Source organism: Mesorhizobium sp. BR1-1-3 (assembly GCF_020165455.1).
Taxonomy (GTDB): Bacteria; Pseudomonadota; Alphaproteobacteria; order Rhizobiales; family Rhizobiaceae; genus Mesorhizobium; species Mesorhizobium ciceri.
Genome location: NZ_JAIUIC010000003.1, coordinates 345,364 through 369,159, shown reverse-complemented (window position 1 = coordinate 369,159; position 23,796 = coordinate 345,364). Strand labels below are relative to the sequence as shown.

23 protein-coding genes are annotated in these 23,796 nt (G+C 62.1%); 8 read left to right on the top strand and 15 right to left on the bottom strand.

The genetic code is table 11. From position 1 onward, the window contains the following. Positions 1-5 precede the first annotated feature (5 nt). From pdeM to LB559_RS08925, 5 genes are all read right to left on the bottom strand, one after another. The gene (pdeM, locus tag LB559_RS08945; protein WP_013533672.1) at positions 6-722 is read right to left on the bottom strand and encodes a ligase-associated DNA damage response endonuclease PdeM; all 717 of its coding nucleotides are present in this window, start codon (positions 720-722) and stop codon (positions 6-8) included. Beyond that, positions 719-3,268 (bottom strand): ligase-associated DNA damage response DEXH box helicase, encoded by a 2,550-nt coding sequence (locus LB559_RS08940; RefSeq protein WP_224673805.1) that lies wholly within the window; start codon positions 3,266-3,268, stop codon positions 719-721. Before LB559_RS08940 ends, pdeM begins: the two co-directional genes overlap by 4 nt. A gap of 199 nt (positions 3,269-3,467) precedes the next feature. Continuing rightward, positions 3,468-4,328, bottom strand: a complete 861-nt coding sequence (locus LB559_RS08935; RefSeq protein WP_027161742.1) for an NlpC/P60 family protein — start codon at positions 4,326-4,328, stop codon at positions 3,468-3,470. Positions 4,329-4,354: 26 nt separating this feature from the next. Next, entirely contained in the window at positions 4,355-4,705 is a 351-nt protein-coding gene (locus LB559_RS08930) for a MarR family winged helix-turn-helix transcriptional regulator (RefSeq protein WP_013533675.1), read from the bottom strand. 72 nt (positions 4,706-4,777) lie between these two features. Next, complete coding sequence (locus tag LB559_RS08925; protein ID WP_064995708.1) at positions 4,778-6,142, bottom strand: leucyl aminopeptidase family protein; 1,365 nt, start codon at positions 6,140-6,142, stop codon at positions 4,778-4,780. Positions 6,143-6,258: 116 nt separating this feature from the next. On the opposite strand from LB559_RS08925, the gene LB559_RS08920 reads away from it, so the two are divergent. Further along, positions 6,259-7,080, top strand: coding sequence for a tetratricopeptide repeat protein (locus tag LB559_RS08920; RefSeq protein ID WP_224673804.1), 822 nt, complete (start codon positions 6,259-6,261; stop codon positions 7,078-7,080). Between the two features lie 90 nt (positions 7,081-7,170). On the opposite strand, the gene LB559_RS08915 is transcribed toward LB559_RS08920, so the two are convergent. The 9 genes from LB559_RS08915 to LB559_RS08875 all read right to left on the bottom strand — a co-directional run bounded on the left by LB559_RS08915 (position 7,171) and on the right by LB559_RS08875 (position 16,249). After that, complete coding sequence (locus LB559_RS08915) at positions 7,171-8,193, bottom strand: type II secretion system F family protein (RefSeq protein WP_013533678.1); 1,023 nt, start codon at positions 8,191-8,193, stop codon at positions 7,171-7,173. A 9-nt stretch (positions 8,194-8,202) separates the two neighbouring features. Beyond that, the gene (locus LB559_RS08910; protein ID WP_013533679.1) at positions 8,203-9,216 is read right to left on the bottom strand and encodes a type II secretion system F family protein; all 1,014 of its coding nucleotides are present in this window, start codon (positions 9,214-9,216) and stop codon (positions 8,203-8,205) included. Positions 9,217-9,245: 29 nt separating this feature from the next. Further along, the gene (locus LB559_RS08905; RefSeq protein WP_224673803.1) at positions 9,246-10,745 is read right to left on the bottom strand and encodes a CpaF family protein; all 1,500 of its coding nucleotides are present in this window, start codon (positions 10,743-10,745) and stop codon (positions 9,246-9,248) included. 29 nt (positions 10,746-10,774) lie between these two features. Continuing rightward, positions 10,775-12,064, bottom strand: coding sequence for a CpaE family protein (locus LB559_RS08900; RefSeq protein WP_064995710.1), 1,290 nt, complete (start codon positions 12,062-12,064; stop codon positions 10,775-10,777). 18 nt (positions 12,065-12,082) lie between these two features. Further along, positions 12,083-12,817 (bottom strand): CpaD family pilus assembly protein, encoded by a 735-nt coding sequence (locus LB559_RS08895; RefSeq protein ID WP_063171183.1) that lies wholly within the window; start codon positions 12,815-12,817, stop codon positions 12,083-12,085. 14 nt (positions 12,818-12,831) lie between these two features. Next, positions 12,832-14,352: a type II and III secretion system protein family protein gene (locus tag LB559_RS08890; protein WP_063171182.1), complete on the bottom strand. Its 1,521-nt coding sequence runs from the start codon at positions 14,350-14,352 to the stop codon at positions 12,832-12,834. Then, complete coding sequence (gene cpaB / locus LB559_RS08885; RefSeq protein WP_013533684.1) at positions 14,349-15,161, bottom strand: Flp pilus assembly protein CpaB; 813 nt, start codon at positions 15,159-15,161, stop codon at positions 14,349-14,351. The genes LB559_RS08890 and cpaB overlap by 4 nt, the downstream gene beginning before the upstream one ends. A 214-nt stretch (positions 15,162-15,375) precedes the next feature. Further along, a complete protein-coding gene (locus LB559_RS08880) occupies positions 15,376-15,894 on the bottom strand; it encodes a prepilin peptidase (protein WP_224673958.1) in 519 nt (172 codons plus the stop codon). Positions 15,895-16,066: 172 nt separating this feature from the next. Continuing rightward, a complete protein-coding gene (locus LB559_RS08875) occupies positions 16,067-16,249 on the bottom strand; it encodes a Flp family type IVb pilin (RefSeq protein ID WP_013533686.1) in 183 nt (60 codons plus the stop codon). A 334-nt stretch (positions 16,250-16,583) separates the two neighbouring features. Between LB559_RS08875 and LB559_RS08870 the strand changes: the two genes are divergently transcribed. The 3 genes from LB559_RS08870 (at position 16,584) to LB559_RS08860 (ending at position 18,381) form a co-directional block, all read left to right on the top strand. Beyond that, positions 16,584-17,006, top strand: coding sequence for a pilus assembly protein N-terminal domain-containing protein (locus tag LB559_RS08870; protein WP_224673802.1), 423 nt, complete (start codon positions 16,584-16,586; stop codon positions 17,004-17,006). A 137-nt stretch (positions 17,007-17,143) separates the two neighbouring features. Then, entirely contained in the window at positions 17,144-17,725 is a 582-nt protein-coding gene (locus LB559_RS08865; protein WP_063169998.1) for a TadE/TadG family type IV pilus assembly protein, read from the top strand. A gap of 38 nt (positions 17,726-17,763) precedes the next feature. Next, the gene (locus tag LB559_RS08860) at positions 17,764-18,381 is read left to right on the top strand and encodes a TadE/TadG family type IV pilus assembly protein (RefSeq protein ID WP_013533689.1); all 618 of its coding nucleotides are present in this window, start codon (positions 17,764-17,766) and stop codon (positions 18,379-18,381) included. Between the two features lie 34 nt (positions 18,382-18,415). Here the strand turns inward: LB559_RS08860 and LB559_RS08855 are convergent, their stop codons facing one another. Continuing rightward, a complete protein-coding gene (locus tag LB559_RS08855) occupies positions 18,416-19,336 on the bottom strand; it encodes a phosphate/phosphite/phosphonate ABC transporter substrate-binding protein (RefSeq protein WP_224673957.1) in 921 nt (306 codons plus the stop codon). A gap of 251 nt (positions 19,337-19,587) precedes the next feature. Between LB559_RS08855 and LB559_RS08850 the strand changes: the two genes are divergently transcribed. From LB559_RS08850 to rpsT, 4 genes are all read left to right on the top strand, one after another. Continuing rightward, on the top strand, positions 19,588-20,829 hold the full coding sequence (locus LB559_RS08850; RefSeq protein ID WP_224673801.1) for a phosphopentomutase: 1,242 nt from the start codon (positions 19,588-19,590) through the stop codon (positions 20,827-20,829). Next, positions 20,822-21,712 (top strand): bifunctional DNA-formamidopyrimidine glycosylase/DNA-(apurinic or apyrimidinic site) lyase, encoded by an 891-nt coding sequence (mutM, locus tag LB559_RS08845; protein WP_224673800.1) that lies wholly within the window; start codon positions 20,822-20,824, stop codon positions 21,710-21,712. Before LB559_RS08850 ends, mutM begins: the two co-directional genes overlap by 8 nt. A 132-nt stretch (positions 21,713-21,844) precedes the next feature. Further along, the gene (locus tag LB559_RS08840) at positions 21,845-22,618 is read left to right on the top strand and encodes an enoyl-CoA hydratase (protein ID WP_027161752.1); all 774 of its coding nucleotides are present in this window, start codon (positions 21,845-21,847) and stop codon (positions 22,616-22,618) included. A gap of 182 nt (positions 22,619-22,800) precedes the next feature. Continuing rightward, positions 22,801-23,067 (top strand): 30S ribosomal protein S20, encoded by a 267-nt coding sequence (gene rpsT / locus LB559_RS08835; protein WP_013533694.1) that lies wholly within the window; start codon positions 22,801-22,803, stop codon positions 23,065-23,067. Positions 23,068-23,796 lie beyond the last annotated feature (729 nt).

Below are 23,796 nucleotides of genomic sequence, written 5' to 3'. Positions count from 1 at the left end.
GCTGTTTAGCCCGGCCGCAGCATCGAGCCGGAAATGGCAAAGATGCGTTGGGCGCCCAGCATATAGGCCATCAGCGTATCCAGCCGGAACAGCCCGGCATAGGCGCGATCGAGCACGTTGAGCGAGCCTGTATAGGCACCGAAGGCCGGCATGATCATGCGGCCGCCGTCGCCGGCAAAGCAGCGGCGCCGCACCGAGCGGCCCTGCTGGACGATGCGGGCGCAGGGATGCAGATGGCCCGCTATTTCGCCTTCGACACGCTGCTTCGACGGCTCATGCCGGAACAGCAGCGAGCCTATAGCAAGTTCACGCACCGTCTCGCCAGGCAGGTCGGCTGGCGCTTCCGGGTCATGATTGCCGGCGACCCAGAACCATTGCCGGCCTGATATCAGCGCTTCCAGCCGCTCTCGGAAACTTGCATGCATGCGTTGGGCGCCGCCGCCATCGTGAAAGCTGTCGCCCAGGCTGATGACGATAGACGGCTGGTAGTCAGCGATGACGGCCTGCAATCGCAGCAAGGTCGCGCCGGTGTCATAGGGCGGAATCAGCGTGCCGCGGCGTGCCAGCGACGAGCCCTTTTCCAGATGCAGGTCGGACACGGCCAGAAGCCGCAGATCCGGAAAATAAAGCACGCCGCGCGGGTCGCAGACGGCGCGTTCGCCTGATATGCCGACAAGATCGGCCTCGGCGATCAGCGATGTGCGCGCCAGCGAAAAATTCATTCCTCGACCATCTCCGGCCCCATGGCCTCCGCGACCAGCGTCGCCGCATCCATCAGCAATGTCTCATCGGCTTCGCCGTTCACCGGCATCTTGCCGATCTCGAGCATGATCGGCACGGCGAGCGGCGATATCTGTTCGAGAGCCTTATGCACGATTCGACCCTGGATGCGCGAGAGCATGTCGGCAAGTCTGCTGACATCGAGCAGGCCGGCCGCCGCATCGGCACGCGTCGCCTGCAGCAGGATGTGGTCCGGTTCATGGCTGCGCAGCACGTCATAGATCAGGTCGGTCGAGACCGTGACCTGGCGGCCGCTCTTCTCCTGGCCAGGGTGGCGTTTCTCGATCAATCCGGAAATCAGCGCGCAGTTGCGGAAGGTGCGCTTGAGAAGCCAGCTGTCGGCCAGCCAGGCTTCGAGGTCGTCGCCCAGCATGTCCTGGTCGAAAAGTGCGCTCAGCGAAGGCTTCCTGGCTTTGAACATCGCGCCCATGTCGCCCAGTGACCATATCGCTAAGGCATAGTCGGTGGCGACGAAGCCGAGCGGCCTGGCTCCTGCCCTGTCGAGGCGGCGGGTGAGCAGCATGCCGAGCGTCTGGTGCGCCAGCCTGCCCTCGAACGGGTAAGCCACCAGATAGTGGCGATTGCCGCGTGGAAAGGTCTCGATCAGCAGGTCGTCGCGCTTGGGCAGCACCGATTTGTCGGCCTGGAAGCGCAGCCAGTCGGCGACCTGCTCGGGCAGCTTTTTCCATCGCTGCGGGTCATCGAGCATGATGCGGACCTGTTCGGCGAGATAGGTCGAAAGCGGAAACTTGCCGCCTCCATAATAGGGCACCTTGGCATCGCTGCCCGGCGCGTTCGACACGAAGCATTCATTCTCTCGGATGCCTTCGAAGCGCAGCACCTTGCCAGCGAACATGAACGTGTCGCCATGCGTCAACGTTTCGAGGAAGGCCTCCTCGATCTTGCCGAGGACCCGACCGCCACGCGAAGCCGCGCCTTTGCTGCCGGCCTGCACATATCGAACATTCAGCGCCGGCACCTCGATGATGGTGCCGACATTCAGCCTGTATTGCTGGGCAACGCGGGGATTGGACACCCGCCACAACCCGTCCTTGTTCAAACGGATGCGGGCATAGCGCTCGTAGTTCTTGAGCGCATAGCCGCCGGTGGCAACGAAGTCGATGACGCGGTCGAATGTCGGCCGGTCGAGGCTGACATAGGGTGCTGCCGTTCGCACCTCCTCGTACAGGTCATCGGCACGGAACGGCGCGCCGCAGGCGCAGCCGAGCACATGCTGGGCCAGCACATCGAGCCCGCCATTGATCAACGGAGGCGTGTCCTGCGCGCCTAGATAGTTCGCGTCGAGGGCGGCCCGGCATTCCAGCACCTCAAAGCGGTTGGCGGGGATGAGGATCGCCTTGGACGGCTCGTCCATGCGGTGGTTGGCACGGCCGATGCGCTGTGCCAGTCGGCTCGCCCCCTTTGGCGCGCCGACATGCACCACCAGATCGACATCGCCCCAGTCGATGCCGAGATCGAGAGTCGAGGTGGCGACGATGGCGCGCAGCGCGTTTTCGCCCATCGCCTTCTCGACCCGCCGGCGCTGGGCGACGTCGAGCGAACCGTGATGCAGCGCGATCGGCAACGTGTCCTCGTTGACCCGCCACAATTCCTGGAAAAGCAGCTCCGCCTGGCTGCGGGTGTTGACGAACAGCAGTGTCGTCTTGTGGCGTTTGATCTCGCGATAGATTTCCGGCGTGGCGTAGCGCGCCGAATGTCCCGCCCATGGCACGCGCTCTTCGGAATCGAGGATGGAGATTTCGGGCTTCGCACCGCCTGTGACGACGATCAATTCGGCCATGTCTGGGCTTGGGGGACCTTTGGGTGGGTTCTGGCTGACCAGCCAGCGCCGCAACTCGTCCGGTTCGGCCACCGTGGCCGACAGGCCGATCGTCTGCAGGCCAGGGACATAGCCGCGCAGCCGTGCCAGGCCGAGCGCCAGCAGATGCCCGCGTTTCGATGTCACCAGCGAATGCAGTTCGTCGAGCACGACGTAGCGCAGATCTTCGAAGAAGCGTCTGGCATCGCCGGCCGAAATCAGCAGCGCCAGTTGCTCAGGCGTGGTCAGCAGGATATCGGGCGGCACCAGCTTCTGGCGCTGGCGCTTGTGCGCCGGCGTGTCGCCGGTGCGCGTCTCGATGGTGACGGGCAGCCCGATCTCTTCCACCGGCTTGCCGAGATTGCGCTCGATATCGACGGCAAGCGCCTTCAGCGGCGAGATGTAGAGCGTGTGGATACCGCGACGCGCCTGGCCCGGCTTTCTCTTTGGCCGGTTGGCCAGTTCGGTCAGCGAAGGCAGGAAGCCGGCCAGCGTCTTGCCGGCACCGGTCGGCGCGATCAGCAGTACCGACTGACCGGCCTGGGCCTTCGCCAGAAGTTCGATCTGATGGGCGCGCGGCGACCAGCCTTTCTCGCCAAACCATCTGAGGAATGGTTCGGGCAGGGCCACGGCGGCATTCTGTTCGGCAAGGCGCGGCTCAACTGTCACCCGCCAGAGGTAGCGCGACGGCGCGCGAACGCCAAGGAAAATCGGAACAAAAGGTGATCGAGGTGAGCTTTCCTCGCCCCGGTACGGGGAGAGGATGCCGGCAGGCAGGTGGGGGGCGGCGCGAACCTCTCAATGCTGGCGCTGTCCCTCATCCGCCCTCGGGCACCTTCTCCCCGTGAACGGGGCGAAGGAAGAAAGGCTACGGCCTCCTGAACCCTGTCGGGCCACCATAGAGATAACCGATGCGGTCAACCGCATCCTTCAGGCCTTCGCGCGACACCAGCATGGTGTGGCCGTTGGCGTGGATCATCGTGTCGGCATCGGTCATCACGGCGACATGGCCCTTCCAGAACACCAGATCGCCGCGTCGCAAGCCGGAGAAATCAGGTCCCGGTTCCAGCGGCTCGCCAAGGGCCGCAGCCTGCATGTCGGAATCGCGCAGCACGTCTCTGCCGGCCATGCGCATCGCCAGTTGCACCAGCCCCGAACAGTCGATGCCGAAACCGGAAGTGCCACCCCAGAGATAGGGTGTTCCTAGAAACGCCTCGGCAACCGCGACATAGTCGGAGGCAGCTTCACTGAGCGGCCGCAGGTGACCTGCGATCAGCGCCTCGCCGGACGGCAGGACCGCATAGTGCGTACCGCGCGTCTCGGCCGCCTCAGTCACTGTCACCGTCGATCCCATCGACAATTGTCCGGCGATCGGAAAGCGCAGATCCGGCCCGGGGTAGAGGAAGGTGCGCGGCACGCAGACGATGTGCGTCGGCGTATGGTCCCGTTTGCCCAGCATCGTGTCGGCGACGTAGCCGACATAGCCGTCGCGTTCGGCCTGGACCCAGGCCCAGCCTTCAGCGACATCGAAGACCAGGACATCGTCGCCGAACAGGGCTTGCGTGTTGACGCCGGCATCCGGCCGCGGCGCCTTGCGCATATCGGCCACTGACGCGATGACCCGCGCCGGCCGGCCGGCGACGAAGCGGTCAGCGGCGACCTCGCCCTTCAGCCTTGCATCGGCAAGGTCGGAGCGAAAAGCGTGAAGGCGGGCATCCCTGGCAGTCAAATCGAGCACTCTGTTGAAAAGGTCGCTCACATCGGCAGTTCGAGCGCCTTGGCGATGATACCATCGCCGAAGCGCTCGACAAAGAGCGCGCCCTCGACCGTGCGCCTGATCAGAACATTGCGCTTGTCGAGCTCGTCGCGATGGCGCGAGACGAGTTTCAAAGCGCCCATCGTGTCAAGGGCGCGGGTGATCACCGGCTTGGTCACATTGAGCCGGGCGGCGAGCCCGCGCACGGTGTGCGGCGGCGGATCGAGATAGATGGTGAACAGGATCGCCGTCTGGCGCATGGTCAGATCGGGCGCGTCGTCGCGCACCTGCGACAGCATCACCTGCTGCCACAGTCGCAAGGCCTGGCTGGGGCGCATCGCAATCGACATCGCGCCAGCATGACGGCAAATTGTTTCGGTTCCGTTTCAGTCAAAGCGATTGCCGTCTTTCGCCTGCGACTGTCAGCCATAGCGTTTCGCGATGATCCGCTCCAGCGCGCGGATGCCCTGTGCCTCGCCGCCGGCGGGGCCATGCGGACGATCAGCCGGATTCCAGGCGAAGATGTCGAAATGCGCCCAGCCCGCGGTTTTTTCGACAAAGCGCTTCAGGAACAACGCCGCTGTGATCGAGCCGGCGAAACCGTCCGTGGTGACATTGTTGATGTCGGCGATCTTCGACGACAGTTTTGCATCGTAGGGCCGCCACAGTGGCATGCGCCACAGCGGATCCTCCGTCGCGACGGAAGCCTCCGCCAGATCGGATGCCAGCGTTTCGTCGCCGGTGTAGAACGGTGGCAGATCGGGGCCGAGCGCGACACGGGCAGCCCCGGTCAGCGTCGCCATGTCGACCAGAAGCTGCGGCTCCTCCTCGTCGGCCAGCGCCAGCGCGTCGGCCAGCACCAGCCGTCCCTCGGCATCCGTGTTGCCGATCTCGACAGTGATGCCCTTGCGGCTCACCAGCACGTCGCCAGGCCGGAAGGCGTTGCCGGCAATCGAATTCTCGACCGCGGGAATGAGCACGCGCAGCCGCACATTCAGCCCGGCAGCCATGATCATCGAGGCGAGGCCAAGCACATTGGCGGCACCGCCCATGTCCTTCTTCATCAGCAGCATGCCGGACGATGGCTTGATGTCGAGACCGCCCGTGTCGAAGCAGACGCCCTTGCCGACCAGCGTCACCTTCGGTGCGTCTTGCTGCCCCCATCGTATGTCGATCAAGCGCGGTGCGCTGGTCGACGCACGGCCGACCGCATGGATCATCGGGAAGTTCCGGTCGAGGAGATCGTCACCCTTGATCACCGAGACTTCGGCCTTGTGCCTGGCGGCCAGGGTCCGCACCGCCTGCTCCAAATCTTCCGGACCCATATCGCTGGTCGGCGTGTTGACCAGATCGCGTGTCAGGAAGACGCCATCGACAATGCGGCGAACGCGCCCGGCATCGACGTCGGCCGGCAGGCCGAAGCGCAGCGCCCTGCCTGGCTTCTTGCCGTAGCGAGTAAAGACATAACCGCCGAGCAGCAGCGCGATCGCCGCGAGTTCGGCCTCGGCCGGCGCCAAGGCGAAATGCCAGTCGCCTTCCGGCAAGGCTTTCGACAATGCGCCGAGGGCAAGCGCGCCTTCGCCATCGCCGATACCGAACAAGGCGCCGCCGAGCGCCCCGTTTTCGCCGGGCACGACCAGTGTCCTGCCTGCCTCGCCGGAAAAGCCGTTGGCCCTGGCCCAGGCGATGGCGGCCGGCGCAAGACCGGCCGCGTCCAGACCGTCCCTAGCGACCAGATGGACCGGCAACGCGCCCAGCAATGTCTTCCCGACGAGTTCGACAGGCATGCGATGTTCTCCGTGTGAGTCGCCGTTCTTAACCGTCCGTTAGGGTTAACAGAATATTTCTGCGAGAGGGAAGACGGCCACGCAATGGCCGCGCATGAATGGAGGCTTAGGGTGCCATGCCGACCAACCGCAGGATCAATGCCAGGGGAAAACGGCTCATCACCATGGCTCTTGTGCTGGCGCTGACGGCGGGCGTCGCCGGTTGCGGCACCGACAAGCTCTCCACCGGCTCTATCGCACGCACCAGCGGCAAACCGCTTGAAAGCATGTCGGCCGGCGAACTGCACAATGCCACCGGTGCACTTGGCCAATCCTACGCGAAGAACCCCAACGACAAGCGGATAGCGACGAACTATGCGGCGGCGTTGCAGATGGATGGCGACGCCGACCAGTCGCTGGCCGTGATGCGCAAACTCGCCATCGCTTTGCCCAAGGATCGTGACGTGCTTGCCTCCTATGGCAAGGCGCTGGCCGCCAATGGCCAGTTCGAGGCGGCGCTCGACGCCGTGCGTCGCGCTCAGACACCGGAATATCCCGACTGGAGGCTGGTGTCGGCGGAAGCGGCCATTCTCGACCAGACCGGCCAGAAGGACGATGCGCGCCAGCTTTACCGCAAGGCGCTCGACCTCAAGCCGAACGAGCCTTCCGTGCTCTCCAATCTTGGCATGTCATATGTGCTGGAAGGTGATCTGCGCACCGCCGAAACCTATATGCGCTCGGCCGCGCAACAGCCGAATGCGGACAGCCGGGTCGGCCAGAACCTGGCGCTGGTCGTCGGCCTGCAAGGCCGGTTCGACGAGGCCGAGAAGATCGCCTCGCAGGAACTGTCGCCCGAACAGGCGCAGGCAAATGTCGCCTATCTCAGGCAGATGCTGGCCCAACAGAACGCCTGGAGCCAGCTCAAGGACCAGGATAAGCCGAAATCCGCAACCAACTGAGACCACAATTCCGATGCCCCAACGAAGAGGCCGCGCTGCATGCAGCGCGGCCTCTTCGTTTGAAGTGTACTGCAGGAATTTGCCTTGCCGCTACTGGGCGTTTGTTGCCGGCGCCGCATGATCGCCGAAGATACCGCGTTGGCTGACCTGAATGCCGGCGGGACCCAGGATGATGGCGAAAAGCACCGGCAGGAAAAACAGGATCATCGGCACGGTGAGTTTTGGCGGCAGGGCGGCCGCCTTCTTCTCGGCCGCATTCATGCGCATGTCGCGGCTTTCGGCGGCAAGCACGCGCAGTGCATGCGCCACCGGCGTGCCGTAACGCTCGGCCTGGACGAGCGCCTGCGACACCGACTTGACCGAATCCAGGCCGGTGCGGCTTGCCAGGTTCTCGTAGGCCTGCTTGCGCTCCGGCAGATAGGAAAGCTCGGCATTGGTGAGGATGAACTCTTCCGCCAGCGCCACCGATTGCGCGCCGATCTCGTCGGCGACCTTGCGCAATGCTGCTTCCACCGACATGCCCGATTCGACGCAGATCAGCATCAGATCGAGCCCATCCGGCCATGCCATCTGGATCGACTGCTTGCGCTTGGTGGCGCGGTTGTTGACGTAGATGACCGGCGCGTAGAAGCCGCCGTAAGCAACGAGGATGCAGACGAACAGCCTGATGACCAATGGCTTGTCGGGCAGTCCTCCGAGCACGAAGATGTAGATTGCGGCCAGCGCGAAACCGACAAAAGGAAGCACGAGACGAAAGAAAAGAAACCGCGTCAGCGGATTCTGTCCACGAAAACCGGCCACCTTGAGTTTCTGCAAGGTGCCTTCATCGGCGAGCGCGCGTCTCAGATCCAGCCGGTCGACGATGTTGCGCATGCCGATCGACTGTTCCTCACGCAAGCCCTTGCGACGGCGGTCGGCCTCGACCGCAAGCCGGGCGCGCTGTTGCGCACGCAGTTCGTCGCGCTCCAGCGCAACGGATTTCATGCGTGACTTGAGCTGGTTTCCGCCAAACGCCGGCAGCAAGGTGAAGACGGTCGCAAACACCGCTATCGCGACCAGCATCGCGATCAGGAAGCTCGGATCCGTCAGGGTCTTGATGACTTGCTCGGTCATGCCAGCATCCTAGACTTCGAAGTTCATCATCTTGCGCATCACCAGGATGCCGATCGACATCCAGACCGCAGAGCAACCAAGGATCAGGTTTCCGACGCTGGTGTTGAACAGCGGCATCAGGTAGGCCGGGCTCGACAGGTAGACGAGAAAGGCGACGATGAAGGGCAGCGCACCGATGATCGCGGCGGATGCCTTCGCTTCCATCGACAGCGCCGCGACCTTGGCTTTCATCTTCTTGCGATCGCGAAGCACGCGCGAAAGATTGCCCAGCGCCTCGGAGAGATTGCCGCCGGCTTGCGATTGAATCTGGATAACGATGCCGAAGAAGCTTGCCTCGGTGCAAGGCATGGTTTCGGGCATGCGCAAGGTCGCGTCGGGGATAGAGAGGCCCATCTGCTGTGAATCGACGATGCGGCGAAACTCGGTCTTTACGGGTTCGGGCGATTCGTTGGCGATCAGGCGCACGGCATCGTTCAGCGGCAGGCCGGATTTGACCGCGCGCACGATGATGTCGAGCGCGTTTGGAAATTCGTTGAGGAATGCCTTGACCCGGCGGGCGCGGCGAAACGTGACGAACCAGCGCGGCAGGCCCAGCCCCCCGGCCAGCAGCACGCCCGGCAAGGCGATCAGCGGGGCTCCGGCCACGAAAGCGGCCATTGTCAAAACGATGCCGCATATTGCGGAATATATATAGAAACGCTCGATGGTGGTCTTGAGGCCGGCCTGACGAAGCTGGGCTTTCAGCGGCGGCTTCTTGACGCGGCTGTCCTTGGTTTTCTGCTTGGCGTCGAGTTCGTTGAGAGAATCCTGAACCGATTTGCGCCGCTTGGCGGCTTCCGCCACGCGGTCGCGCGAGGCCTTGACGACGGAGCGATCCGTCTCGGCGGTCCTGATTGTTTCGAGCCGCTTGCCGACCTGTTTCTCGTTGCTGATCCGGGTGAACAGAAATGCATAAGCGACGGCGCCGGCGCTGAAGCCGGCGAGCACGACAAACGCCAGTACTGTGCCGTCAATTCCAAACATTGGCCCGAACCCTTACACCCCAGCAGACGTCAGTCAGCGCGTTTCTCCATCGCCTCGAGCGCAATGGCGAGACGCTGCTCCTCGCCGTAATAGCGTGCACGCTCCCAGAAATGCGGACGGCCGATGCCGGTCGATACGTGCTCACCCAACAGCCGGCCGTTGGCGTCCTCACCCTTGATGTTGTAGAGGACGATATCCTGCGTGATGATAACGTCGCCTTCCATCCCGATCACCTCGGTGATGTGGGTGATGCGGCGCGATCCGTCGCGCAGGCGCGCTGCCTGGATGATCACGTCGATGGAGCCGACGACGATTTCGCGCACTGTCTTCTGCGGCAGCGAATAACCGCCCATGGCAATCATGGATTCTATGCGGTTCAGGCATTCGCGCGGGCTGTTCGAGTGGATCGTGCCCATCGAGCCGTCATGGCCTGTGTTCATCGCCTGCAGAAGATCGAACACTTCGGGTCCGCGCACTTCGCCGACGATGATGCGCTCGGGCCGCATGCGCAGGCAGTTCTTGACCAGGTCGCGCATCGTCACCTCACCCTCGCCCTCCAGATTGGGCGGGCGGGTTTCGAGGCGCACCACATGCGGCTGCTGCAATTGCAGCTCGGCCGAGTCTTCGCAGGTGATGACGCGCTCCTCGCGGTCGATATAGTTGGTCAGGCAATTGAGCAGCGTGGTCTTGCCCGAACCGGTACCGCCCGAGATCACGATGTTGCAGCGAACACGGCTGATGATCTTGAGAACTTCGGCGCCCTGCGGCGAGATGGCGCCGAACTTGACCAGTTGGTCGAGCGTCAGCTTGTCCTTCTTGAATTTGCGGATGGTGAGCGTGGCGCCGTCGATGGAGAGCGGCGGCGCGATGACGTTGACGCGCGAGCCATCGGGGAGGCGCGCGTCGCAGATCGGGCTGGATTCGTCGACGCGGCGGCCAACCTGGCTGACGATGCGTTGGCAGATGTTGAGGAGCTGCTGGTTGTCACGAAAGCGGATGCCGGTCTGTTCGACCTTGCCGTTGACCTCGATGTAGACGTTCCTGGAGCCGTTGACCATGATGTCGGCGATGTCGTCGCGGGCGAGCAGCGGCTCGAGCGGCCCATAGCCGAGCACGTCGTTGCAGATGTCCTCGAGCAGCTCTTCCTGCTCGGCGATCGTCATTGCAAAGTTCTTGATCGCGATGATGTCGTTGACGATATCGCGGATTTCCTCGCGCGCACTTTCAGGATCAAGCTTGGAAAGCTGCGACAGATCTATGGTGTCGATGAGTGCGGAGAAGACCTGGCTCTTGGTATCGTAATAGGTTTCGCTTTTTTCGCGCTGTGCCCGCTTCGGCTCAGGCGCCAATGGCGGTGCCTCGACCGCACGGCGCGCCGGCGGCGCGACAGGCGCGCTTGGCGCCGCGGACCGTGTCAGAACCGCCGTGTCCACGGAACCTGCAGCCGGCGGCGCAACAGGCGCCGGTGCTGGCTGGCGAAATTCCGGCGTGAACCGGTTGCCGTCGTCGCTGCCTCTTTTACCAAACATGATCGACTACCGATTCCACTGCTGAAGCGTCACTTCTTGTTGCGCGAGAGCTTGCCGAGCAGGCTGCCGAGCCCGGCCTTCTTCCTGATCTTGATTTCGCTGCGCCCGGTCAGCACATGCGCCATTTCGTTGATCATTGCGACGACCGGGTTCTTGGCATCCATTTCGCCAAGCATACGTCCGTTGTTGGCGGCATTGCCGAACAGCAAGGGATCAAAAGCAATGACCGACATTGGCGACAGACCGAGCGGCTCGGCGAAATCGGCCGGCGAAATCTCCGGGCGTTTCGGGACGCCGGCCTGGTTGATGATAAGCTTGGGCGGCGGATCATTGGGACGAAGCCGCTTGAGCATATCGATGAGGTTCTTGGTGTTGCGCAGATTGGCAAGTTCCGGTGTCGCGGTGATGACGATCTCGTCGGCCTTGACCAAGGTGTTCTTGGTCCAGCCCGTCCAGGCATGGGGGACGTCGAGCACCAGAAGCGGCACGCTGCGCTGGGCGGTGTCGATGAGCTGAACGAAGGCCTCTGGATCGAAATCATAGACCCGTTCGAGGGTCGAAGGCGCCGCCAGCAGCGACAGATGCTCGGCGCACTGGGTCAGCAGCCGGTCGAGATAGACTTCATCGATGCGTTCCGGTGAAAACACCGCCTCGGCGATGCCTTGCGCCGGATCCTGGTCGAAATTGATGTTGGCGGTGCCGAAAGCCAGATCGAGATCAGCGACGACCACTTCGGATTTGAACAGGGAGGACATCGCCCAAGCCACATTGTGGGCGATCGTCGAGGAGCCGACACCGCCCTTGGCGCCGACGAAGGCGATCGAGCGGCCGAGCGGCTCGGCTTCCGGATCGATGAAAATCGACGACACCACGCTGACGATGTCGGCCATCGAGACCGGAGCGATCACATATTCGGAAATGCCGTTGCGGATGAGTTCCCGGTAGAGGCCGACATCATTGTAGTGGCCGATCACCACCACCTTCGACGTCGGATCGCAATATTCCGAAAGCTGGGCGAGTTGTTCCAGCAATTGCTTGGGCTCGCTGCGCGATTCCAGCAGGATCAGATTGGGCGTCGGCGCCGATTGGTAGAATTCGATGGCAGTGGGAACACCGCCCATGTGGACCTTGAGATGCGCCTTCGTCATGCGACGGTCCTCGCCGGCGCGCTCGACCGGGTTGGCAACACCCTCGGTCTCGCAGAATGCCTGGATCGAGATGCGCGGGATCGGCCGCAACGCCTGCATCGCGGCGATGTCCTGCTGCGAGGTATCGCTGCCGTCCACAGGAGTGTCATAGGCCAGATTGTTCATGTCCATGTGCTCCGGAACTGCGCTTTAGTAGCTAACTTCGCCTTCTGCTTGCCAATCAAAGAACGGTTGATTTCGGTACCCGTCGATGACTTTTCCACGCTGCTCGGCGTCGATAGGCGCCTGCTTGCGTGGTCCAAGCAGATCGGCCGGATTGGCCATCTGGGCAGCAAGATTGTTCTGATAGGAGCAGCCGAAATCGGCATAGTGCTTGTTTTCCGATGTCTCCACGAGATCTTCGGGCCAGCGCCCGCATTTATCGGTCTGGGCTTTCACCGAGATATAGGCAACGCGAATGGGGGCCGAGGCTTCGGCGGAAGCGGACTGATAGGAGGTCATGACGATCCGGTTGCGCTTGATGCCGCTGGCAACCGCCAGCCGGGCGAAATCACGCCCGGCAGCGGCCGCCGCGACCTCGTTGGCCGAGCCTGCCGGGATTGCAATCGTCAGCGTCGGGGCGGCGCTCCTGTCGTAGCCGTCGAGGAAGCCCGAAAGCGTGTCACGCTGGGAGCCCGTCATGCCACGGTCACCGGCGCCCACCGGCAGATCTATCTTCTGGTTCTTCTCGGCGATCACGATCGGATGGTTGGTGCGATAATCGTCCGGGATGGAGCCGACCGTGATGCTGTCGCGCTGGGCGCAGCCGGCCAGCAGTGCCGCCATCGCAATCGCCAGAACCGGAACGGACCGCCGGCAGACCCGCGAGCGGCCAAAGCGCATCGTTGCGGCGATGGTGCTTGCCTTCAATGCTGACTGAGACATGTCCGCTTCTCCGCTCACTTGTAGATGAAGCCGACGACGCCGTGGTAGCGGCCGTTGGGCTTGTCGGTCTGCATGGTGCCGTAGACACGATTGACGCGGCCAAGGAACATGGCGGCGCCATCGCTGGCGGCGTTGAAATTGTCGTCCGGCTTGGCAAGGTCGTTGCGTGCCACCGGCTTCACCAGATAGGGGGTGATGATGACGACGAGCTCGGTCTCGTTGCGGACGAAATCCCTGCTGCGGAAGAGCGCGCCAAGCACTGGAATCTTTGTCAGTCCGGGCAGTCCGTTGACGGCTTGCCTGACATCGTCGCGAACCAGGCCGGCGATCATCATGGAGCCGCCCGAGGGCAGTTCAACGGTCGTATCGGCAAGACGCTTACGCAGCGAAAGGGCGTTCATGCCGGAACTCGTCACGCCTTCGGACAACGACACGGATCCCTCGGTTGTCGGCTCGGAAACCGAGGTTCGGACTTTCAGGCTTATGCGGCCGGGAGACAGCACCACCGGCTGGAATTCCAGGCCGATGCCGTACTCGATCTTTTCGACACTGTAGGTCTTCAACCCAGTCCGGTTGTCGTCGGATACCTTCTGGTCGACATTTGTGACCATGTTGTATTCACCACCGACCTTGAAGGTCGCCTTCTCGCCGGATACGGCGGTCAAGGTCGGCTCCGCCAAAGTCTTCATGACTCCGGACTGCTCCATGGCGTTGACATAGGCCTGCAGCCCCGACGCGCCGACCTGGAGGCCCGAGTTCGATAGCTGCTTGCCGAGACCCATGAAATTGTCGCTGACCGCGCCGTAGCTAATGCCGTTGCTGCCCCCGCTGCCGACCATGTTGACGCCGAGCTGCTTCATCACCGAGCGGCTGACTTCGGCGACCGTGACCTTCAGCGTGACCTGGTCGTCGCCAATGATCTGCAAAAGGTTGACGATCTTGCTGGTGCGGCGCTCCTGGTCCGGATTGTTGATGTCGACACCGCTCTGGGCCGAACCGCCGGCAGCGGTCTGCGAATATTGTCCGGTCGTCGCTTCACCACCGGAAACGAAGATCGTCGCCAGGTCGACCGCGCGTTTTGCGTCCAGCGGCGTGTCGACCGTTCCGGTCAGGACGACGTTGTCGTTCAGCAGTTCCACCTTGATGGCCGACGTCGGCAGGAAGCGCCTGATATAATCCTCAAGGCCGGCAACGTCGCGCTCGACGGCCAGGTCCAGACTGACGATCTGCTCGCCATTGGGGCCGAAGACAAAGATGTTCGTCTCGCCGACCGCCTTGCCGAACAGATAGATGCGCCTTGCGGTGCGGGTCACCGCATCGGCAACCGCCGGGTTGGCGACGAGAATGTCATAGGCATCGCTCGGCAGGTCGATGACCACCGACTTGTTGAGGCCGAGCTTGACGCGCTGGGTGGCCGTCGATGCCGTGACCTGCGCGTTCTTTGCCTCGACGACGCTGCCTTGCACATTCGTTCCGACGAGCAGCAGGCCGAATGCCGCGGCTACGATTGCCGGCAGTTTGCCACCTAGCTTCATTTCCTTGCTCCCACTTCGGAAACTTCGCCCGACTTGATCAGCCTCACCGTTCCCCTGCGGCCATTGCCGGAAACGAGATAGTCGGCCTCACCCACATTCTTTTCCTGCGTGTCCGCGACCGCCCGCAGCGCCAGGGTCAGGCGATCCGCCATCTGCTGGGCGACGGTGATAATCTCCGCCTGCTTGGGCGTCAGTTCCAGCGTGGCGGTCTGGCCCACCCTGGTCTTCTTGCCTTCCTCGTCCTCCTGAATGGTCTGGTCGATGGCCAGGACGCGAATGTTCTTGAGGATGGTCTCGGTGTTGAAGCCGGCGGCACCGCTGGCGGCATCGGCCCTGCGGGTCATGATGACGTCGACGAAATCGTTGGGAAGAATGAAGCCGCCGGCCGACGTGTCGGCCGAGATGGCCGTGGCGACCGCCCGCATGCCGGAAGGCAGGATCGACGACATGAAGCTCTGCCCCTCGCCGATCAGCTTGGAACGCCGCAGCGGCTCTCCGGCATACATCGCCACACGGGCAATGGAACCCTTCAGCTTGTCCAGCGCCTCGGGCTCGGCGGTGCGGGTGATGAAATTCGCGTTGACGCCATCGGCGGGCCAGGATTGCCAGGCGATGTTGTTTTGGATCGGGCTGCCCATCGGAACGTCGCCTGAAAGCACAAGCACATCCTGGAGTGCCACTGCCGGGGCCTGGGGAGCGGAATCGACGACGACCTGGGGCGGCGGTGCCACCATGTTCTTCGCGACATAGCCAGCGCCACCCGCCGCGGCCACCGCCACGCTCAGAATTATCAATCGCGATGCTGGCATCTGTCCGAACCCTTGCCCTGGCAAACCACGTAGCCAAGCCGAACTTTGCAGCGGCAATCGTCAAAACAAGGTTAATGTAATGCTTACGATCGTGATTAATTTAAGGTTTACATAAATTAGCCGGACTATAGCCGGACTGGCCAAAACAGCCGGGCCGACCCTGTTGAGAACGGAGGGTTCTGCAATGCCGACAGACAATAAAATAAGGTCGTACTCAAGCCGCCAGCCTGGCAAGCGCCCATAGCATCAAAGGCGAATCCGGATAGGTCAGCAACCCGCCAAGGCCGAGCGCGACGCCATAGGGAACACCTTTGGCCTCGTCGGCGAAATGGCGCAGAAACGGATTTTGGCCGGTAACGGCCGCAAGCAGCGACTTCCGATAGAGGAGGATCGCGAGCGTCAGCAGGCCGCCGATGATTGTCGACGCGACAAGATATTCGACGAGATTGATATTGAGGCCCATCCACATCGCGGTGGCGGCCAGAAGCTTGGCGTCGCCGCCGCCCATGCCGCCCATTGCAAACAGGCCGAACGTCACGGCCAAGACCAGGGCGCCGGCGGCGAAATGTCCGCCGTAGGCTGCCCAGTCCATGCCTGTCAGGGGCGCGACCAGCGCGAAAACGACGACGAGCAGCACCGGCACGCGGTTGGCGATCGTCATCGACAGCATGTCGGAGATCGCGGCAAACAGCATGCAGAACGGAAAGACGACGAAGATCAGGGCTTCAAGCATCGGCGCCACGCCTATTGTCCGATTTTATTGGGCTCAATCTAAGATATGTTCGATTAACGATTGATGAGGCCAGGAACGAAAAGACGACCTATATTGGCAGCGGCATAAAAAGGGCCGCCACGCGGCGGCCCTTTTCCAGAAAATGCGATGCAAGTGCTCGGCGATAAGCCGATCAGCTGCCGGTCGGCGCGTTGTTCAGGGTGCTGCCAATGTTGGTGAACTTGGCATTCAGCGCATTGCCGAGCGTGCCGGCGCCAGTGATGATGGCGAGCGCGATGAGAGCGGCGATCAGACCATATTCGATAGCGGTCGCGCCGGATTCGTCCTTCACAAAACGTGCGATGAGATTAGACATTCGAGAGCTCCTACTCCACGTGTTACAGCACTTCCGTCAACTTCTGTGATGGTTGATCGGATGCTGCCAATCTAGGGAGAAGCTCTTTCGATCGGCTTAAGAAACAGCCTTACCGATTCCTTTCCCGGTTCGAACATATTGCGTGGTTAACTTCGGGCTAAAGTACCGCCGCGCCTTCCAGTCCCGGGTTTGGCAGGCTTGCGCCCCGACTGGACCGCGCCTCGCGGGGCGCCCTTGTCGGCCATTGCAGGATTGGCAACATCGCAGGCTTAACCGTTGGTTCACCAATCTCGTTCATGTTCCGTTGATCAGTCCGCCTGCGTGGAGCGCCTCAATGGCCCAGCCGAGATCGTCAATCCTGATTGCCGCGCTTCTTGCCGTCTTGAGCTTCGTCGCGCCCGCCATGGCCGGCGCCGGCATCGAGGTCACGATGAACCAGGCCAAGATCGTCAAACTGTCGCGTCCCGCAGACACCATCGTGGTCGGCAACCCGGCAATCGCCGACGCTTCCGTGCAGGACGCTTCGACGATCGTGCTCACCGGCAAAGGTTTCGGCGTCACCAATCTGGTCGTGCTCGATACCGACGGCAGTCCCATCGTCGATGAGCAGGTTACCGTCGTGCGGCAGGCTGCTTCGTCGGTGCGCATCTATCGGCGTGCCGAAATCCAGACGATGTCCTGCACGCCGTATTGCGAAAGCTCCTACAAGAGCGAAGCGGAGAAGTCTTCCGAGGCGGAGATGAGCGTCAGCCGATAGGTGGCGTGACCGGCTGCCGGTGCGGTTATTGGCCGGTTAAGAGGTCTGCGCCGACTTTAACGATCATCCAAACCGGACCTCAATCGGTTTGCGTTAATGGTCCTTCCGAGACCGCATAGAGATCGGCAGGATCGGACATGAGCAAGGGATACGGCCGCGCAGGCGACCACAAAGTGAGATGCCCAAGGTTTTTCGCCCGCTTTCTTCGTGACCGGCGCGGCGCCACGGCAATCGAATTCGCGATCCTTTCAGTCCCCTTCGCGCTGCTTGTCTTCGCCATTCTGGAAAGCTGCATCTCGTTTGCCGCGCAGGAAGTGATGGCCAACATCACCGACGATGTCGCGCGCAAGCTTCGCACCGGCCAGTTGAGGGCGGTTGACGTCGCCGGAACCAACTTGCGGGACATGATCTGCACAAAACTGCAGATCATCGTTTCCCAGGATTGTCCCAATCAACTGCTGGTGGATCTTCGCCAATATACATCGTTCGCCGATGCGGCCACGGCCGGCTTCAAGATCCAGAACGGCGATGTCGTATTGACGAAAGGCACCGCAACCCAGTCGTTTTCAGTGACAGCGGGTGCGGCGGAGTCGAGGAACATGCTGCGGGTCTTTTACAAATGGCCGATCATGACCGACCTGCTGGCCAAATCGATGGGCGGCAACAAGACGCTGCACTTCGCATCGGTGACCTGGCAGAACGAACCGTTCGACAACTGAGCGGAATGCACGAGCAGTATAAGAAAAGGGCAATGGGCATGATGCGTGCGGGGGCACATCTTATGATTACGGGAGTTTGGCGGAAAACAAGTCTGTTCTGGTCCGATCGTCGTGGCATCGCGGCGGTCGAATTCGCGTTGATCATGCCAATTCTGCTGATCATGTATTTCCTCACAATGGAAGCGTCGCAAGCCATCGAGACCAGCAAGAAGGTCAGCCGTATCGGCAGCATGGTGGCCGATCTCGTCACCCAGCAGACAAGCGTCCTCAAGGCAGATGTCGACGCCATCATGCAGATCGGCAGCGTCACCCTTCAGCCCTACAACCGCTCAAATCCGACCATCACCGTCACGGCAATCCAGGTCTCGGCCGATGCGACGAGGGCACTGGTGGTGTGGTCACGCAAATTGGTAGCCGGCGTCGCCAGCCCTGGCGCCGCCGCCACCACCGAGACAACGATCCCGGCGTCGCTCAGAGTCGCCAACACTTTTCTCATCCGCGTCGAAAGCAACCTCGGCTATACGCCGGTCATCGCGTGGAGCGCGAGCAGTCAACAGAAGCTTGGGCTGACCTCGGCTTTCAGCAACATAACCATGGGCGAAACCTATTTTCTGCGCCCCCGCAGAAGCGTGACGATCCCTTGCAGCGACTGTTGAACAGAGGCAGCCAGGCGTGCGCAGGCCGCTCCAGCTACTGCTGCGGCCCACGGTCCGAAACGAAGCGCACGATAGCAGCGGCCATCTCGTAGTCTTTTGGCGCCACGGTGGCGAAGCCGCCGGAATGTTTCGATTCCAGGAGATCGTAGATATCGGGCGTCGTCGACTTGAGGTTGGTGAGGAACACGGCAAGCCGGCGCTTGGCTTCGGGGTCGAGATCGCTACGGACCGCATGCGGGCCGTATCTCAACAGGCCCGACGTCCATACGATCCGAAGCGCCGTCACTGAGACCCCTGCCGCCTCCAACCTGGCCTGCGTGCCCGACGGTTCTCGCGGGCCGTCGGCAGCGGCCGTCACCCAGCCGAACAGGCCATCGGCTTTGCCGTCGACCAGCATCGTCTCGGCCGCCGCGGCCGAATCGGCATGGACCAGAAACGGTGCATCTTCCGCGATCTTGCGGCCTTCCGCCGCCAACGCCGCCAATGGCAAGAGAGAACCGCCGACGCTGTCAGAAGGCGCCATGGCGATACGATGGCTGTCCATCGCCGCAAGGTCGGGAAGCTTGCCGTCCCGCGTCAGCAGAACCGAGCGGATGCCGATCGCGCCGTCTGAATCGACCGGAGCCACAAGCGGTTCGATACATAAGCAGCGCTGCGAGGCCGTCGCATATGCAGTGGCCGAATAGATCGCATATTCGATGCGGGCATTGGCCTGCGCCTCGATCAGCGCGGCATAGTTGCGTGCAACGACAAACTCGACCTTCATGCCCAAGGCCTTGGTGTAGGCGTCGGTCAACAGTGCCAGCCCCGGAACGGAGTTGCCGGCGCCTGGCTCGGCAACGATGCCGATGCGAAACGTGCCGATATCATCGCGCCAGTCGGCATGCGCCGGATTGGACCAGAGCGCGACCTGCGCCAGCATGAGAGCGGCATAAGTCTTCAGCGCAACCCTCATGACAGGAACCACGGTCTGTTGTCCTCGATTCATGCCCATGCCCGGAGCATTTGTGCATATCGCAGCCCAAAACTGCTGCGCACCGTTGGGCGACATGCATCTCTGTTTGTGCATGTCGTTATCCCAAAACCGCTGCGCACTTTTGGGCGACATGCACCAGACTATCACGCCAAGCCGTTGCCGTTTGGTTTCCGAATTGCCAATGAAGTCGCGGAACCCTATGTCTGGTCGGTCAAACTGGCAACAACTCGATGGCACGCGCTTTCCTCTTCGTTCTGGACTCCTTCGGCATCGGTGGAGCGGCCGACGCCGACCGCTACGGCGACGCCGGCGCCAACACATTCGCGCACATCGCAGAAGCCTGTGCAGAGGGCCGCGCGGATCGCGAAGGGCTTCGCAGTGGACCGCTGTTTGTCCCCCATATGGCCTCGCTCGGGCTTGGCAAGGCTGCCGAAACCGCAACGGGGCTGGGCTTTGCCAGCAACGGGACGGATGTGCTCCCAACTGCCTTTCACGGCGCCGCACAGGAGGTTTCGAGCGGCAAGGATACCCCGTCGGGCCATTGGGAGATCGCCGGCCTGCCGGTGCGCCTCGACTGGGGCTATTTCCCGGATACGGTTCCCGCCTTTCCGGCCGAACTGACCGAGGCGATGATCCGCGAAGGCAAGGTGCCGGGCATTCTCGGCAATTGCCATGCGCCGGGCACCGAAATCATCGAGCGCTTCGGCGAGGAACACATCCGGACCGGCAAGCCGATCTGCTACACGTCGGTCGACTCGGTCCTGCAAATCGCCGCGCATGAAGTCCATTTCGGCCTCGATCGGCTTTATGAATTCTGCCAGGTGGTGCGCAGGCTGGTTGACCCGCTCAGGATCGGACGGGTGATCGCGCGGCCGTTCGTCGGCGAAACCACCGCCACTTTCGAGCGGACATACAACCGTCATGACTACGCCGTGCCCCCGCCGGAACCGACCCTGCTCGACCGGCTGACGGCGCGTGGCAGCCGTGTCATCGCCGTCGGCAAGATCGGCGACATCTTCGCCCATCGCGGAATTTCGCAAGTGCGCAAGGCGGCAGGCAACATGGCGATGTTCGACGAAGCGCTGGGTGCGATGGATGATGCCGGCGACGGTGACCTCGTCTTCGCCAATTTCGTCGACTTCGACACCGAATTCGGTCACCGCCGCGATGTCGCGGGCTATGCTGCAGCGCTCGAGGCCTTCGACCTGCGGCTGCCGGAGGCATTTGCGAGGCTGCGGCAGGGCGATCTTCTCATCCTGACGGCCGACCACGGCAACGACCCTACCTGGGCCGGGACCGATCACACGCGCGAGCGCGTTCCGGTGATCGGCACTGGACCGGGTCTCAAGGGCGGCGACATCGGACTGAGAACGACATTCGCCGACATCGGCGAAACCGTGGCCGAGCATCTCGGGCTGGCGCCCGGACGCTACGGCACTTCTTTCTATGCGGCGATCGGCGGTCATGCCTGAGTTACCGGAGGTCGAAACCGTCCGGCGCGGACTTCAGCCGGTTCTGGAAGGCGCCACCATCGCCCGCGTCGAGGCGCGCCGACCGGATCTGCGCTTTCCATTTCCCGAGAAATTCGCGCAGCGACTGGCCGGCAAGACGATCACGGCACTCGGCCGCCGGGCCAAGTATCTGACGATGGACCTGGAAGGCGGCCCCGCGCTGATCTGCCATCTCGGCATGTCGGGCTCATTCCGCTTCGAGACGGCCGATGGCAGCGACATGCCCGGCATCTTCCGGCACGACCGCTCGAAGAGCTCCAATCACGACCACGTCGTCTTCCATGTCGTGTCTCCGGCCGGTACCCGATCGCGCGTGATCTTCAATGATCCGCGCCGCTTCGGCTTCATGTTGTTTGCGGAAGGACTGCCGGACGTTCATCCGATGCTGGCTGGACTTGGCGTCGAGCCTACGGGCAACACATTGGACGGTGCGCTGCTTTCCTCATTGATGAAGGGGCGGAGATCACCGCTGAAGGCAGCGCTTCTCGACCAGAGGCTGATCGCCGGGCTCGGCAATATCTATGTGTCGGAGGCGTTGTGGCGTGCGGGCCTGTCGCCGCTGCGCGAGGCGGGCACGATCGCCAGGCCCGGAAAGAAAGCCCAGGCCCAAAGCGAACACCTCGCGCAAGCCATTCGTTCGGTGATATCGGATGCGATCGCAGCCGGCGGTTCCTCACTGCGGGATTATATGCAGACCGATGGGTCGCTGGGCTATTTCCAGCACGCCTTCGCCGTCTACGACCGCGAAGGCGAGGCCTGCTCCAAGCCCAGTTGCGGCGGCCACATCGAGCGTGTCGTGCAGAGCGGCCGATCGACCTTTTATTGCCGGACATGTCAGCGATGAGTCAGAGCAATTCCAGGAAAAGCGAGGGCGGTTTTCCGTCCGAAATTGCGTCAAGACAAGGAGATGGAGCGGTTCTGCGTTTCCGTGAAACGATGAACCGCTCTAGACGAGCGTAAGCAAGGAGAAGCAGCCATGACCTATGAGACGATCATCACCGAGACGCACGGCAAGGTCGGGCTGATCACGCTGAACAGGCCGCAGGCGCTCAACGCGCTGAACTCCCAGATCCTGACCGAGGTGGTGGCAGCCGTGAACGGGTTCAGCGCCGATCCCGGTATCGGCGCCATGGTCATCACCGGTTCCGAAAAGGCTTTCGCGGCGGGCGCCGATATCAAGGAGATGCAGTCCATCTCCTATGCGGACGCCTACGCCCAGGACTTCTTCGTCGGCTGGGAGGAACTGACGCGGGCGCGAAAGCCTATTATCGCGGCGGTGGCGGGCTATGCACTCGGCGGCGGTTGCGAGCTGGCGATGATGTGCGATTTCATCATCGCCGCCGACACGGCCAAGTTCGGCCAGCCCGAGATCACGCTCGGCGTCATTCCAGGCATGGGCGGGTCACAAAGGCTGACCCGCTTTGTCGGCAAGTCGAAGGCGATGGACATGTGCCTGACCGGGCGGATGATGGATGCCGCCGAGGCCGAGCGTTCTGGCCTGGTGTCGCGGGTCGTGCCTGCCGGCGAACTTGTCGAGGAGGCGCTGAAGGCCGCGGCCAAGATCGCCGCTTTCTCGCTGCCATCGGTGATGATGGCAAAGGAAGCTGTCAACCGCGCCTTCGAGACGACGCTTGCCGAGGGATTGCGGTTCGAGCGCCGGCTGTTTCACTCGCTGTTTGCACTGGACGATCAGAAGGAAGGCATGGCGGCCTTTGCCGAGAAGCGGAAGCCGAATTTCACCAACCGCTGACGCCAATCCCTTGGCTTCGAAGAAGATGGCTGTTGGCCGCCAAAAAGAAGGTCAGGCAGCGTTGACGCGCCGGAAAAGCTGAACTATAAGCCGCACCAACCGAGGCGGCCCCGTGGCAGCCCGTTTGTTTTTTGCGCCCTGCGGCATCCCGCATGCGCCGACCAGATCAGAAGAGAGGCATCATGGCCAATACATCCTCGGCCAAAAAGGCAACGCGCAAGATCGTCCGCCGCGCAGCGATCAACAAGAACCGTCGCTCGCGCGTCCGCACCTATATCCGCCAGGTCGAAGAGGCGCTTGCCTCCGGTGACAAGGCTGCCGCACAGGCTGCCTTCAAGATCGCGGAACCGGAATTGATGCGCGCCGCAACCAAGGGCGTGATTCACAAGAACACGGCGTCCCGCAAGGTGTCGCGACTGGCTCAGCGGGTCAAGGTACTGTCGGCCTGACATTACTTGCCTAGACTGACGTTCTTCGAGCCCGGCCGTTTGTGCCGGGTTTTTTCGTTTGCCGGCAAGCACTTAAAAAGAATGTCCGGAAACGGCGTCTTATGCGGATTTCACAATAGGGAATAGTTTGCCGGCATATGCATGCCTGCTGTTGATCGGCACGCTTGAAAATCGCCGGCCTAATGATTCTTGGCTGTCAAAAATAGCTTATATTTTTCAAACGCTTACAGATGGTGATCCACAGCTTGTCCACACCGGACTGGCCCGATCGGGGAGAAGTCGCTGTCAAGCGAATTATTTCAGAATATTTCTGCCAGCGCCCGGTTTTTCATATTCGCCGGAAAAGGGTTTGAATCACAATGGCTTTGTTAAAATGTGCCGTCGCGGCATGCCACTCGAACCCGCCTCCACTAACCAGATTCCTTAAAAATCCGTTAGACGTGGCCTTGCCCTATCCACAGCGATTTCGGTAGTGTCGATCTATCGAAAGGGACGGGCTCTGGCTCTTAACCCAAGCCTGAATCGGCCAGCTTAAATTGGCGGGATTTGCAACGCGGATCAAGTCCGCGGACGGCTTTGGTTTGTCTTTTTCGATACGGTAGGGGACTGGCGTAACTAGACATGGCAGGTAGACGGCGCGCCGGCGCTCTTTTCGCCGGACGGTGTTGTATTGCCCTGACATACCCAACGCGGACTGGCTTCCATGGGCCGGCACCGGTTCCCACGGAT